Below are 14130 nucleotides of genomic sequence, written 5' to 3'. Positions count from 1 at the left end.
CCCCTCAGGCCTTTGAAGCGGCCACGACCGCCTGCCGGCCGTTGAAGGTAAACAGGAAGCAGACGAACACCAGCAGCGCAAAACCGGCTGGGAACAACCAGATGCTCTTCCACTCGTGGCCGCCGTCCACGGCATAGTGATCGGTCACCTGCCCCGCCACCCAGAAGCCGATCAGCATGCCCACGCCATAGGTCGCCAACGTAATCAGCCCCTGGGCCGAGCTGCGAAAACGCTCCGGCGCCTTGGCATCGGTGTAGATCTGCCCCGAGACAAAAAAGAAGTCATAGCAGATGCCGTGCAGGGCGATACCGGTGAAGAGCATGAACGCCAGGTCGCCGTTATTGCCGTAGGCGAACAGCACGTAACGCAGCGCCCAGGCCAGCATGCCTACCAGCAGCGCCAACTTGATGCCGAAGCGCTGGATGAACAGCGGCAACAGCAACATGAACAGCACTTCGGAGACTTGCCCGATGGCCATTTTTGCCGTGGGATTGGTCATGCCGGTTTCGGCCAGGAACGGGTTGGCGTTCTGGTAATAGAAGGCCAGGGGGATGCAGATCAGGATCGAGGCGATGAAGAACACCAGGTAGCTGCGATCCTTCAACAGGCCCAAGGCATCCAGGCCCAGCAGCTGTTTGACGCCACCTGCGCTCGCTTGCGCCTTGAGCGGTGCGGTGGCCGGCAACGTGAAGCTGTAGAGTCCCAAGACCAGCGAGGCGATGCCGGCCATCAGGAAAGTATTGCGCAAGCCGCCCGCCGAGATCGCTTCGCGCGAATCCCAGGCAAACACAAAGCTGATCACCACGCCGGCGACGATCCAGCCGATCGTGCCCCACACCCGGATACGGGAGAACTCCAGCGCCGGGTCGCGCATCTGGCGGAACGCCACGGAATTGACCAGGGCCAGGGTCGGCATGTAGATCACCATGTACGCCAGCACGTACGGGTAGAACACGCTGAAATCCGCCGCCGCATACAGCTGATACAACAACACCGCGCCCAACAGATGCAGCACCGCCAGGATGCGTTCAGCATTGAAGTAGCGGTCGGCGATCAGGCCGATCACGAAGGGGGCAATGATCGCTCCCCAGGACTGGGTGGAGAACGCCATGCCGATCTGCCCACCGCTGGAGCCCAGGGTGCTGGACAGAAAGGTCCCCAGGGTGACGAACCAGCCACCCCAGATAAAGAACTGCAGAAACATCATCACGCTCAAGCGTGCGTTCATCGTGGTCATGACAGTCACCGTTTTATTGTTGTTCTTGTGAAGAAAAATGCTCAGGAACGCTATTGTGGCGAGCCGCTGTGGGAGCAAGGCTGGCCCGCGATGGCCGCGCCGCGGTCTAACCGTTGAACCGCGTTTTCGTTCATCGCGGGCCGGCCTTGCTCCCACAATGAGTTTGCTCGCCATAGGGTTTTGGGTTGGGCCGGTTACCTCAACAGGCCCAACAACCGCCGGTTGGAATCTTCATCGGCCGTTACCCCGGCAAAATCGTCAAACGCCTTTCGGGTCTTGCTGATCATGTGTCGCTCAATGAACGCCGCGCCTTCTGCGGCGCCCTGTTGCGAGTCCTTCAGGCAACACTCCCACTCCAACACCGCCCAGCCGCTGAAATCGTATTGGGTCAGTTTGCTGAAGATCGATTTGAAATCGATCTGGCCATCGCCCAGCGAACGGAACCGCCCGGGACGATCAACCCAGCCCTGATAGCCGCCGTACACACCGGAACGGGCGTCGGGCCGGAACTCGGCGTCCTTGACGTGGAACATGCGGATACGCTCGTGATAGCGATCGATGAAGCCCAGGTAGTCCATCTGCTGCAGGAGCAGATGGCTGGGGTCGTAGAGAATCGCTGCCCGAGGGTGATGATCGACGGCCTGCAAAAAGCGCTCGAACGAGGCGCCATCGTGCAGGTCCTCACCCGGATGGATCTCGTAGCACAGGTCAACACCGGCTGCGTCGAAGCAGTCCAGAATAGGCAACCAGCGTCGGGCCAGTTCGGCGAATCCCTGCTCCACCAGGCCAGAGGGGCGTTGCGGCCACGGGTACAGGTACGGCCACAACAGCGCACCGGAAAACGTCGCATGGGCGGTGAGGCCCAGTCGCTGGCTGGCGCGGGCGGCGAGCTTCAATTGCTCTATCGCCCATTCGGTCCGCGCCTGGGGCTGACCGCGCAGATGGGCCGGGGCGAAGTCGTCGAACAGTGCGTCGAACGCCGGATGCACCGCCACCAACTGGCCTTGCAGGTGCGTCGACAACTCACTGATCTGGACACCGGCCTGGGCACAAATGGCCTTGAGTTCGTCGCAGTAGTCCTGGCTCTCGGCGGCGCGGGCCAGGTCGATGTATTGCGTGCCCGACGTCGGCAGTTGAATGGCCTTGTAACCTTGTGCGGCCGCCCATTGGGCGATGTTCGCCAGGGTGTCGAACGGCGCGTCGGCGGACATGAACTGCGCCAGGAAAATACCTGGGCCACGCAGGCCTGTCGGTGTTTGGGCAATGGGATTCACGGCGGGGCTCTCCTGATTCATTGTGTGCAGGCCAGTGCGGTCCACTTGGTATCGCCGCGATGGTTGGCAATGGCCGCTTCGATAAAGGCCATGCCCCGCAGACCGGTTTCGATGCCGGGTACGCCGGGGGCGTCTGGCCCTGGCGCGGCGGCCCGTATGGCACGGGCAAAATCGCCATAGAGGTTGGCCATGGCTTCCAGATAACCTTCAGGATGCCCGGCCGGCAGCCGCATCCGTTGGCGGGCGGCCTCACACAGCCAGGACTGGCCCACACCGGACCGCAAGACTCGCAAGGGTTGGTCGATGGGACGATGGATCAGGCTGGCCGGTTCTTCCTGGCGCCATTCCAATCCACCCTTATCGCCATACAGACGGATTTTCAGCGGGTTCTCTTCACCTGCGCAGACCTGACTGGCAATCAGCACGCCGCTGGCACCACCGGCCATGCGCAACAGCATCGCCGCGTCGTCGTCCAGTTGCCGACCCGGGATGTGGGTGCCCAACGCCGCGCATATCTGCTCGATGGGTTGGTCGGCGACGAACTCCACCAGGGAAAACGCATGGGTGCCGATGTCGCCAATGCAACCACCCAACCCTGACTGTTGAGGATCGTCGCGCCAACCGGCCTGTTTGTTGCCTTGCCCGGCGACGTCCTGACTGAGCCAGCCCTGGGGGTATTCGACCAGCACTTTGCGCACCGCACCGATCACGCCGGTACGCACCATCTCTCGGGCCTGCCAGACCATCGGATAACCCAGGTAGGTGTGAGCCAGGCCGTAGAGCCGGCCGCTGCTTTGAAGCACTTGCTTGAGGGCCAGCAACTCACGCAGGTTCATAGCGGCGGGCTTTTCACTGAACACATGAAAACCCGCCTTCAGCGCCTGGTTGGCGATGGGGGCGTGCAGATGATTGGGAGTGACGATGACCAGCAGTTCCATGCGCAAGTGGGCCGGCAGCGCCGCTTCGCTGTCGAGCATGCCTTGCCAATCGCTGTAGCAACGGGACGCGGCCAGCCCCAGGGCCGCGCCGGTCTGCTGATTGTTGTGCGCATCACGGCTGAACGCACCGCACACCAGTTCAAAACCACCGTCCAGACCCGCGGCCTGACGGTGGGCCTGGCCGATGAAAGCGCCCTCTCCACCGCCGACAAAGCCCATTCTTATTTTGGCTGCTACAGGATTCATCGCGACTCTCTTATGCTGGGACTGATGACAATGTAACCGGTTACATCATGGCGGAAATCTAGGCTCAGTTTTGCGGCATGTCAAACCCGTTGGCACATGCATGAGCATTTGTGCGACGCGCAACCTGCGGTAAGCTCCCCAACCGTGCCGGCATTCCTGGCGCCGAATCGAGGTGATTTTGTCCAATATCCGTGAAGTAGCCCGGCTGGCCGGAGTTTCGGTGGCCACGGTTTCCAGAACGCTGAAATCTCCCGAACGGGTGCTGCCCCAGACTCGCGACAAGGTTAACGCGGCGGTGGAACAGGCCGGTTATCGGCCCAACCTGATGGCCGTGCAGTTTCGCTCCCGGAGAACCGGCAACCTGGTGATTCTGGTCCCGACCATCGCCAACACCTTTTTCGCCCGGGTCATCAGCGGGGCCCAGCAGGCTGCGCAGGCGGCCGGTTATCGACTGCTGTTGTGCGACACCCAGGGTCAGGAAGAGATCGAGCGCGAATTTGCCGCCCTCGTCTACGCGCACCAAGCCGACGGGGTGATCCAGTTGCGCGCGAGCAACCCTTTCGAATCGCTTCCCGCGGGCGCCGAATCCTTGCCGCTGGTCAACGCCTGCGAAGTGGTCAAAGGCGCCCCCTACCCGACCATCAGCCTCGACAACCGGGCCGCCGCCCAGGCCATGACCGAACACCTGATCGGGCTCGGCCACCGGCGCATCGGCATCATCAAAGGGCCCCGAAGCAGTCCCCTGACCCTGGACCGCGTAGCCGGTTATCAGGATGCACTGCACCAAGCCGGTATCGCCGCAGACCCTGGCCTGATCTGTCACGGCGACTTCACGTTGAAGGCCGGTTACGACGGGGCCGGCGCGATGCTGGAGCTGGCCGAGCGCCCCAGCGCGCTGTTTTGTGAAAACGACGAGATGGCCATTGGCGCGCTCAAGCGCATCAAGCAAATGGGGTTGCGGGTGCCCGAGGACATTTCACTGGTGGGTTTTGATGACATTCCTTTCGCCGCCTACTGTGATCCGCCGCTGACCACTCTCTCACAACCTGCCGAAACCTTCGGCCAGCGGGCGGTGCAAATGCTGATCGCCCTGATCGAGAAAACACCGCTTGCCGAACGGCATGTCGTGCTGCCGTTCGAGTTGACCGTGCGCGGCAGCAGCGCCGCGCCAGGCCCGGCGTTTAACAAGGATGCTTGAAAAAAACGACGCCCATCACCTTTTGATGCGCTATTGACTCGCCACCTGCCGGTCCGTTTCGACTACAGTGGCACTACTCTGCATAAAGCCATAACAAGACGGAGAGTTTCCCATGCGAGTCAACAAGCGCTTCACCCTTCTGGCCGCCGCGGCAGCATTGGTGGTCACGACCACAGCCCAGGCAGCACCGGTGTACATCAACATCCTGACGGGGGGCACCAGCGGGGTTTACTACCCGATCGGGGTCGGCCTGTCGCAGATTTACAGCAACGGGATCGAAGGCTCCAAGACGTCGGTACAGGCCACCAAGGCCTCGGTGGAAAACCTCAACCTGCTGCAGGCCGGTCGCGGTGAGCTGGCGCTGGCGCTGGGCGACTCGGTGGCGGACGCCAAGAACGGCGTGGAAGATGCCGGTTTCAAAGCCCCTCTGACCAAACTGCGGGCCATCGCCGGCGCCTACCCCAACTACATCCAGATCGTTGCCAGCCAGGAGTCGGGTATCAAGACCCTGGCCGACCTCAAGGGTAAATCCATCTCCGTGGGGGCGGCCAAATCCGGTACCGAGCTCAACGCGCGGGCCATCCTCAAGGCCGCAGGGTTGAGCTACAGCGACATGAAGGTCCAGTACCTGCCGTTCGCCGAATCGGTAGACCTGATCAAGAACCGTCAACTGGATGCCACGCTCCAGTCCTCCGGGCTTGGGATGGCGGCCATTCGTGACCTGGCCTCGACCATGGCGCTCAACTACGTGTCGATCCCGGCAGACGTGGTGGCGAAGATCGGCAACCCGGCCTACCAGAGCGCAAATATCCCGGCCAATACCTACGACGGCCAGGCCGAAGCCGTGCCGACCGTGGCCATCACCAACATCCTGGTCACCCGCGCGGACGTCTCGGACGAGGTGGCCTACCAGATGACCAAGCTGATGTTCGATAACCTCACCCGCCTGGGCAACGCCCATTCGGCGGCCAAGGACATCAAGCTGGAAAATGCCGCGAAGAACCTGCCTATCCCTCTGCATCCCGGTGCCGAGCGCTACTACAAGGAAGTCGGCGCGCTGTAGACCGACCCGGTGCAGCGGCGATGATCGCCGTTGCACCCTCCTGGTTCGCACCTTCGATGTAGACAAGAGGCTTTCAGTTAATGAGTGAAATTCAGCACGGTCTTCCCTCCGACCCACGAGACTGGCCCAAGACGCTGTTCTACGTGGCCCTGCTGTTTTCTGTATTCCAGATCATCACCGCCGCCTTCTCCCCCATTTCCAGCCAGGTGCTGCGTGCCGTGCACGTGGGTTTCCTGTTGTGGGTGGTGTTCCTCAGTTACCCCGCCTATGGCGCAAGCCGCCCCTGGCAACCTCTGGCATGGCTGTTGTCCCTGGCCGGCGTGGCCACGGCGGTGTATCAGTGGGTGTTCGAAGCCGACCTGATCCAGCGCTCCGGGGATCTGACGTCCACGGACCTCATCATCGGTATCATTTTGATCGTGCTGGTGTTCGAAGCGGCCCGACGGGTGATGGGGATTGCCCTGCCGCTGATTTGCGGGCTGTTCCTGGCCTATGGGCTGTTCGGAGAATACCTGCCAGGCGACCTGGCCCATCGCGGCTACGGCTTCGATCAGATCGTCAATCAGTTATCCTTCGGCACCGAAGGCCTGTACGGCACGCCCACCTACGTATCGGCCACCTACATTTTCCTGTTCATTCTGTTCGGTTCCTTTCTTGAAAAGGCCGGAATGATCAAGCTGTTCACCGACTTTGCCATGGGCCTGTTCGGCCACAAGCTCGGCGGCCCGGCCAAAGTGGCGGTTGCCTCCTCTGCCTTGATGGGCACCATTACCGGTTCGGGCATCGCCAACGTGGTGACCACCGGGCAATTCACCATCCCGCTGATGAAACGCTTCGGCTACAAGGCCGCGTTTGCCGGCGGCGTGGAAGCCACCTCGAGCATGGGCAGTCAATTGATGCCGCCGATCATGGGCGCCGTGGCGTTCATCATGGCCGAGACCATCAACGTGCCATTTGTTGAAATCGCCAAAGCGGCGTTGATTCCCGCGTGCCTGTACTTCGGCTCGGTGTTCTGGATGGTTCACCTGGAAGCCAAGCGCTCCAACCTCAAGGGCTTGCCCAAAGACCAATGCCCCAGCGCGCTGGGCGCCGTCAAAGAGAACTGGTACCTGCTGATCCCACTCGCCGTGCTGATCTACCTGCTGTTCTCCGGTCGCACGCCGCTCTTTTCCGGCATGGTCGGACTGGCACTCACTGCCATCGTGATTCTCGGCTCGGCGATCATTTTGCGGGTGTCGAGCTTTGCAATGCGCTGCGCTTTCTGGATCGCCCTGGGCATCTTGTGCGTGGGCTTTTTCCAGTTAGGCATTGGCGTCATATTTGCGGTGATCGCAGTGTTGGTGGCGATCTGCTGGTTCATCAAAGGCGCACGGGAAACCCTGACGGTTTGCCTGCACGCACTGGTGGACGGCGCACGACATGCGGTGCCGGTGGGGATTGCCTGCGCCCTGGTGGGGATCATCATCGGCGTGGTGTCGTTGACCGGTGTGGCGTCGACCTTCGCCGGCTACATCCTGGCCATCGGCAAGGACAACCTGCTGCTGTCGCTGATCCTGACCATGCTCACCTGCCTGGTGCTGGGCATGGGCATCCCGACCATTCCCAATTACATCATCACCAGTTCGATCGCCGCGCCCGCCCTGCTGGAACTGGGCGTGCCACTGATCGTGTCGCACATGTTCGTATTCTATTTCGGCATCCTCGCCGACCTGACGCCGCCGGTCGCGCTGGCCTGCTTCGCCGCTGCGCCCATTGCCAGGGAAACGGGGCTGAAAATCAGCTTCTGGGCGGTGCGCATCGCCCTTGCCGGTTTTGTCATTCCATTCATGGCGGTCTATAACCCGGCACTGATGCTCCAGGGCGACAGCCTATGGATGACCGCTTACATGCTGATCAAGACGATGCTGGCGGTCGGGCTGTGGGGCATGGCGTCCACCGGCTACCTGCAACAGAAAATGCCGATCTGGGAACGCCTGATGTGTTTTGCCGCCGGGGCTTTGCTGGTCGTGGCGCTGCCGCTGACCGATGAGATCGGCTTCGTGCTGGGGGCTCTGCTGATCTTTCAACACGTATGGCGCTCGCGGCGCACCGGACGGGCCTTGGCGTGATCGGTTTGTGCCTGGGCCTGGCCGGTGCGGTCTGGGCCCAGCTTCCTGTCACGGATTTCACCCTGGCGTGGAATCACACCATCGAGAAAATCCGCTGGGAGGAAGATTACCGCGTGACTGAACAAGGCCTGGTTCTGGGCGAAGCCAGGGTCAAGGGCAACGGCGCCGGCATGGAAGTTCCGGACGGTGCCCGGTTGAAAAACGGCAGCTGGCACTATCAGCGCCAGTTGCCGCCCCTGCAACCGCTGAAACTGGGGCGAACACCCGAAGCGGGTGATTACCAGTTGTGCGTCGACGGGGCTTGCCAGCCGATGAGCCACTGGCTCGGGCCGCCCAAGGCAAGTCAGCCAACGGTGGAATTGTGGAGTTGCGGATAACCAGGTCCCCTGGTCCCCTGGTCCAAACAGAACTCTGTGGCGAGGTTTTTTTGTGGGAGCAAGCCTTGCTCCCACAACTGCCCCCTCACCACAATCAAACCCAGGGTCTGAAGGTCAGTCACTCACGCAAACGTCGCCCCACGGGTATTCACAAACAGTGCATACAACGAGTGGCTGCCGGCCATGAACAGGCGATTACCCTCCCGTCCGCCGAAGCAGACGTTAGGGCAACGCTCCGGCAGGGAGATGTGGCCGATAGCCTTGCCCTCGGGGTTGAACACTCGCACACCGTCGAGCTTTTCCAGGTCGGCCTTGGGATCGCCATTCCCGCCCCACCCGCACCAGAGGTTGCCACTCTCGTCGCATTTGAGCCCATCGATGGCCGCGTAATCCAAGCCTTCGATGTGCTTGCGCCGTTCGCCCAGGGTGCCATCGTCCTTGACCGTGATCGCCCACACCAGGCGGTTCGGCTTGGCCCGGCCTTCGACCACGTAGAGGATCTTCTCGTCTGGCGAAAAGCACAGGCCGTTGGGCCCTGCCATGTCGTCGATCACTCGCGTGACCTTGCCGGTTTCACCGTCGATGCGATACACCGCGTGGGGCTGGGCAGGGGCGACTTTATGCCCTTCGTAGTTGTTGCCGGTCTGGAACGGTGGATCGGTGAACCAGACAGAACCGTCGCGCTTGCACACGATGTCATTGGGCGAGTTGAAAGGCTTGCCCTCGAAACTGTCCGCCAGCACGGTGATGGTGCCGTTGTGCTCGGTGCGGGTGACGCGCCGGCCTTCAGTCGACGTGGTGGAGCCTTCGCAAACCAGCAAGCGCCCTTGGCGATCGCGGCACAGGCCGTTGGAAAAGTTGGAGTTCTCGCGGTAAACCGACAGGCTGTCGGTGACTTCATCCCAGCGCATGATGCGGTTGTTGGGAATGTCACTGACCAGCAAATAACGACCGTCGCCGACCCACACCGGCCCTTCCGCCCAGCGCAGGCCGCTGGCGAGCTTTTCAACACTGGCGTTGAACAGCCGCAGGTCCATGAAGCTGGGGTCGAGGATCTTGATCAGCGGGTCAGGGTAGCGCTGGCTCAAGGGTTCTGCCTGAGTCAGCCCGGGCAGGTTGCCCAGGGTTGCGGCGGCGGCCGAAACCACCAAGGATTTTTTCAGGAATACCCGGCGGCCCTGATGGGCAGTCGTTGCAGGTTGCGAAGCATCCATCGTGCGTCTCCGTTAATTATTATTGGACGGCGACGACAGTTTTACTCCGTGATAGGACATCGTACAAGTATGCGCTCTGCCCTGTGCAAGAAAAAATTCAGTTGGCGTGGAGCGGGATCCGTACGGTGAAGGTGGTGCCCGATCTGGCCTTGGAATGAACCTCGATAGTGCCCTTATGGGCGGATACGATGGCGGACGCGATGTGCAGGCCCAGCCCGAGCCCAGCCGCAGAGCCATACTGCATGTCACCGCTGCGCAATTGCCGGACCATCGGGTTGAAGATGCTGGCAATGGCGTCCTTCTCGATAAGCTTGCCCTGGTTGTTGATGGCAATCACCGCCGTATCCTCTTCGGTACTCAATGAAACAGTAATCGGCGCACCCTCGCTGCCATGCTGGACGGCATTGCCAATCAGGTTGGCGAACACTTGCTCCATACGCGCCTGATCAAACAGGCCTTCCAGGGCGCCCGTCGTTTCAAAGATGATTCTGCTTTCCGGATGATAGGCCCGCGCCTCTTCCACCATGCCCTCGCAGGCCGCTACCAGGTCACCGTTGAAGCGCTGCACCGGAATGCCCGCCCCCAGTTGGGTACGAGTAAAGTCCAGCAGGTCGCCGACAATCTTGTTGGCTCGTTTGACGCTGGTGTAGATGCGCGAGGAGATTTTGGTGGCTTTGGCGGGCAGGTCGCCTGCCCGCAGCAGCACTTCGGAACTCAGCAGGATCGCGCCCAGGGGGCTGCGCAAGTCATGCCCCAGAATCCCGAGGAAGATATTGCGGCCCGCATCGACGGCGCCCGAATAGCTGACCACGGACTCCGCCAGGGCCTGGTCTACGGCCTCGTTGAAGCGGATCACGTCGGACACCACTTGCTCGTGGTCCAGTTGGGTCTGCGGCATCCAGAGCATCAGCACGCTGGTGCGCAGCGCCCGGTATTCCGAAACCATCTGCTCCACCGTAAACCCCGAGGACTGGCGAATGACCGCATGGGTTTCGGCTGCAGTTTCCGCCTCTGCCGCCGGCGCATCGCCCTGGGACTTGGCGATCTGCTCCTTGACGGTTTGCGAAGTGCGCAGGTCAGCGGCAATGGTGCGCAGCATCTGCTCGGCGTGATCGCGCAGAGCCACCGAATCCATGCCATGGGAGGCGGGTGTGATGGTTTTGGCGAAGTCTTCCCACGCCTGAAGAATCGGCTCGATATTGTCGAGGATGAAATCAGCCAGGCGCATGGGTTGCTCCGCACAAAGGGATTATCGAGGGTCAGTGACGCAACAACGCATGGGCTGCCGGCCTCGGTTCCATTGTTGTACAGCAAACCGAGGGGGCTTTGTGATTCATCGTGGCGCGCGCGCAGCTGGCGCCACACCGCGTAGGCGCTTGAATGAACAGCCTTGCGCCAAAATAGGGCACTTGTCTCTTGCAACGCTATACGGTACAAATCCCTTTTGATGTTGTACGACAACCTATAACTATATTAGCCGTTCCGAAGCGTCTTGCTTCGGCGGCCTCCCTTTGAGACCCCCTGCCATGACCCGCTCCACGGCTGCACCTGACACCCCCACTCCGCTCCCTCGGCACCTCGCCGTGCTGGTTCTGCTGTGCATGGGATGTGCCTTCGCCGGCAACCATGTCGCCGCCAGGGCAGCATTTGATGACGGTGCCGGGGTCTTGCTGGCGATCCTGCTGCGCTCGGGCGGCACCTTGCTGGTGCTGGCCGCAATGGTGCTCTGGCAACGCCAGAACCTGCGCCTGCCGCAGGGGGTCTGGCGCTGGCAATTGGCTCTGGGGCTGTTGATTGCCGCCCAGAGTCTGTGCCTGTATTCCGCCGTGGCTCGGGTCCCGGTCGCCCTGGCGCTGTTGGTGGGCAATGTCTTTCCGATCCTCTTGGCGTTGCTGACCTGGGCGCTCGGCGGGCCACGCCCGACCGCGCGCACTGCCGCGTTGATGGGCATGATTCTGGTTGGCCTGGTGTTCGTGCTGGAAGTACCGGCCCGGCTGTCATCGCAAGAAAGCGTCGGCCCGCAGTGGTTGCTGGGCGTGGGCTTGGCCTTTTGTGCCGCCTGCGTGTTCGCCTGCGCGCTATGGATCACCGATCACAAACTGTCCCAGGTGCGCGGGTCGGTCCGCAGCCTGCTGACCATTTTCATCGTGTTCAGCAGCGTCAACCTCGCCGGCCTGACCGGCGCCCTTCCCGGTGGCTTCGACCTGCCGGCCACCAGCACCGGCTGGTTTGCCCTGGCGACCCTGGTGGTGCTCTATGGCACCGGGTTTATCGTGCTATTCATTTCCGTGCCCCGCCTGGACATGCCGCGCAACGCCCCGGTGATGAACATCGAACCGCTGGCGACCCTGCTGATCGGCTGGCTGGTGCTGGACCAGATGCTCAACCCGGGCCAGGTGATTGGCGGCGCGATTGTGGTCACCGGCATCGTATTGCTGACGTATCGCAAGGTCGAGCGCATCAAGGCACCGGTTGCCGAAGCCGCTGGACGCAGCTGAAACACATCAGCATCCATCGCCGCTGTGTGAGAGCAAAAGCTGCTCCCACACACGCTTCAGGCCGGCCGACGCACCGCCCTCACCTTCGCGCTATTGCCACCGCCGCAAAAGAACCGCTCGCCGCCGTCTGACTCAAGCCCCGACACGCCAATCCCCGGCGGCATGGTCACGCTTTCCAGCACTTCTGCGGTTTGCGGGTCGATGCGCCGCAGATCGCTTTCATCGTTTTCCCAGGTGCCGTGCCAGAGTTCGCCGTCGACCCAGGTCACGCCCGTGACGAAGCGGTTGGATTCGAGGGTGCGCAGGATCTTGCCAGTGGAGGGATCGATCTGGAGGATTTTGCGCGCCTTGTACTGGCCGACCCAGAGTGATCCTTCGGCCCAGGCCAGTCCTGAATCATCACCACTATTGGGCGCCGCAATGGTCGCCAGTACCTGGCCGTTGCGCGGGTCGATCTTGCGAATGGTGTCTCCGGCGATCTGGAACAGGTGTTCACCGTCAAAAGCCGTTCCGGCGTTTGCCGGAACGTCCAGCGAACGCAACGTCTGCCCGCTGGCCGGATCGAGGGCATGCAGCTTGTCGCCGGAAGCGAACCAGACGAGCTCGCCGTCATGACTGACACCATGCACGCAATCGACGCCGGGAAAAGGGCCGTATTCACGCAGGATCTGCGCATCTGAACGTTTCATCTTGCAAGCCTCCTCGTTGGGGTGTGACTGCATCCTAACCATCGGGCAGCAGCGCGGTGAGTAACAATACCGTCGTGAATCCGGGCAACGGTGGCGCCAGCCAGCGACAGGCCCGCCCACGCCCGACCGACTGCACCTTGCCGGACGCGGCCAGCGTGTCGAGGGCCCGTTGCACGGTGCGCTGGCTGACCTCCAGGGCCAGCGCCAGGGCGGAACTGGACCAGGATTGGCCATCGGCCAGCAACGCCAGCACTGCGGCGTGGGGCTCTTCTACAGGACGCGCCAGCACCACCACTTCGCCCTCCCTGCGCGGCACCAGAGCAAACCCACGCCGGGTCGCCGTCACCTCGGCCAGCGGGCGCAGCGCCACCCGCAAGCGCCCGACTTCAACACGCAGTCGGGCGCGATGGGAATCATCCGTCAGTTTCAAGCCAAAGGCCTGGGCAACGAGGGATTCCCTGGACACATCGGCAGGCCAGGCTTGAGCCAATTGCCTGGCGAGGGTGAACAACACCGGGCGCCTGGCAAGAGAGATCCGCAGGCTCGCCCTGTTCACGCCATTGCGACATGCGTCCACCACCAACGCGTCGCTGGACAGGAGTGCTTCAACCTCCTCAAGGGTCAGCAAGCGCTCCTCGCCCCCTGCAATCAGACGCGCCGCCGGAGCCTGCAGGACGCCCCAGGCGCTTTCGACTTCGGCAGTCAGCGCGCCAATGCCGGCTTGTCGCGCAGCCTGGGTGGCACGTTCAAGTGCCGCCCGTGCGGTTTTCGTTCGTAACCGCCGCATGGCGATGCCCGCCACCACCAGTTCGCAAGCGGCTCTGGACGGCGGTGGAAGACAGCCCGGGTCAAGGTCAACCAGCCTCGCCTCGGCCTCGTCGAGATGGCCTAGCAGCAGTAAGCGGCGGATTTCGATTGAGCGTGCGTGGGCGACGTTCGTCCGGTCGCCCTGGCGTTCAAGCACCGCCCGCGCAGCCTCCAGGCGCTTCACCGGCCAAGCCAGATCACGGGACGCCAGGGCGATCTCCCCTTCGGCCACCACGCACCGCGCCTGTGCCACGGCCTCCCGGGGCCCGAAGGCCCGAGCCGCCCGCCGCATCAGCACCCTGGCCCGCTCCAGCTCGCCCAACTGCGCCATGGCAATGCCGCGAAGCGCCAAGGCCGGCGCATCGTCACGCAGGGAAACGCGATTGAGCGCGGCCACCGGATCCCCCGCCGCCAGTGCTCGTGCTGCGGCGCTGATCAACGCATCCGATGCCATCGTCCGGTTTCCCTCGCCACAGGTTTG

Annotated in this window: 12 protein-coding genes; 5 read left to right on the top strand and 7 right to left on the bottom strand. The window is 62.4% G+C overall.

Annotation, left to right across the window (positions count from 1 at the left end):
• Positions 1-4: 4 nt before the first annotated feature.
• The 3 genes from QOM08_RS10410 to QOM08_RS10400 form a co-directional block, all read right to left on the bottom strand.
• The gene (locus QOM08_RS10410) at positions 5-1237 is read right to left on the bottom strand and encodes a nucleoside permease (RefSeq protein ID WP_316912934.1); all 1233 of its coding nucleotides are present in this window, start codon (positions 1235-1237) and stop codon (positions 5-7) included.
• Positions 1238-1431: 194 nt separating this feature from the next.
• Positions 1432-2532, bottom strand: coding sequence for a sugar phosphate isomerase/epimerase family protein (locus tag QOM08_RS10405; RefSeq protein WP_139050635.1), 1101 nt, complete (start codon positions 2530-2532; stop codon positions 1432-1434).
• A complete protein-coding gene (locus tag QOM08_RS10400) occupies positions 2529-3695 on the bottom strand; it encodes a Gfo/Idh/MocA family protein (RefSeq protein WP_139050636.1) in 1167 nt (388 codons plus the stop codon). The genes QOM08_RS10405 and QOM08_RS10400 overlap by 4 nt, the downstream gene beginning before the upstream one ends.
• 178 nt (positions 3696-3873) lie before the next feature.
• Between QOM08_RS10400 and QOM08_RS10395 the strand changes: the two genes are divergently transcribed.
• The 4 genes from QOM08_RS10395 (at position 3874) to QOM08_RS10380 (ending at position 8441) form a co-directional block, all read left to right on the top strand.
• Positions 3874-4893 carry a LacI family DNA-binding transcriptional regulator gene (locus QOM08_RS10395; protein WP_139050637.1) on the top strand — a complete coding sequence of 340 codons (1020 nt, stop codon included), beginning with the start codon at positions 3874-3876 and terminating at the stop codon, positions 4891-4893.
• A gap of 112 nt (positions 4894-5005) precedes the next feature.
• A complete protein-coding gene (locus QOM08_RS10390) occupies positions 5006-5956 on the top strand; it encodes a TAXI family TRAP transporter solute-binding subunit (RefSeq protein ID WP_047227696.1) in 951 nt (316 codons plus the stop codon).
• An 80-nt stretch (positions 5957-6036) separates the two neighbouring features.
• Positions 6037-8064 carry a TRAP transporter permease gene (locus tag QOM08_RS10385; protein ID WP_107322310.1) on the top strand — a complete coding sequence of 676 codons (2028 nt, stop codon included), beginning with the start codon at positions 6037-6039 and terminating at the stop codon, positions 8062-8064.
• Positions 8061-8441 carry a DUF1850 domain-containing protein gene (locus QOM08_RS10380; protein ID WP_107322309.1) on the top strand — a complete coding sequence of 127 codons (381 nt, stop codon included), beginning with the start codon at positions 8061-8063 and terminating at the stop codon, positions 8439-8441. The genes QOM08_RS10385 and QOM08_RS10380 overlap by 4 nt, the downstream gene beginning before the upstream one ends.
• Before the next feature lie 122 nt (positions 8442-8563).
• Here QOM08_RS10380 and QOM08_RS10375 read toward each other — a convergent pair whose 3' ends face one another.
• Both QOM08_RS10375 and QOM08_RS10370 read right to left on the bottom strand, forming a co-directional pair.
• Positions 8564-9655, bottom strand: coding sequence for an SMP-30/gluconolactonase/LRE family protein (locus tag QOM08_RS10375; RefSeq protein ID WP_047227698.1), 1092 nt, complete (start codon positions 9653-9655; stop codon positions 8564-8566).
• Between the two features lie 97 nt (positions 9656-9752).
• On the bottom strand, positions 9753-10883 hold the full coding sequence (locus tag QOM08_RS10370; RefSeq protein WP_160892925.1) for a sensor histidine kinase: 1131 nt from the start codon (positions 10881-10883) through the stop codon (positions 9753-9755).
• A gap of 298 nt (positions 10884-11181) precedes the next feature.
• Here QOM08_RS10370 and QOM08_RS10365 point away from each other — a divergent pair, with 298 nt between their 5' ends.
• The gene (locus QOM08_RS10365) at positions 11182-12153 is read left to right on the top strand and encodes an EamA family transporter (RefSeq protein WP_076385453.1); all 972 of its coding nucleotides are present in this window, start codon (positions 11182-11184) and stop codon (positions 12151-12153) included.
• 56 nt (positions 12154-12209) lie between these two features.
• Here the strand turns inward: QOM08_RS10365 and QOM08_RS10360 are convergent, their stop codons facing one another.
• Together QOM08_RS10360 and QOM08_RS10355 are read right to left on the bottom strand one after the other, a co-directional pair.
• Positions 12210-12842, bottom strand: coding sequence for a DUF5074 domain-containing protein (locus tag QOM08_RS10360; RefSeq protein ID WP_107322306.1), 633 nt, complete (start codon positions 12840-12842; stop codon positions 12210-12212).
• A gap of 34 nt (positions 12843-12876) precedes the next feature.
• Complete coding sequence (locus tag QOM08_RS10355; protein WP_139050640.1) at positions 12877-14103, bottom strand: HTH domain-containing protein; 1227 nt, start codon at positions 14101-14103, stop codon at positions 12877-12879.
• Positions 14104-14130 lie beyond the last annotated feature (27 nt).

The sequence above is a fragment of the Pseudomonas sp. P105 genome, assembly GCF_032614175.1.
Taxonomy (GTDB): Bacteria; Pseudomonadota; Gammaproteobacteria; order Pseudomonadales; family Pseudomonadaceae; genus Aquipseudomonas; species Aquipseudomonas rhizophila.
This window is presented reverse-complemented; position numbering and strand designations above follow the sequence as displayed.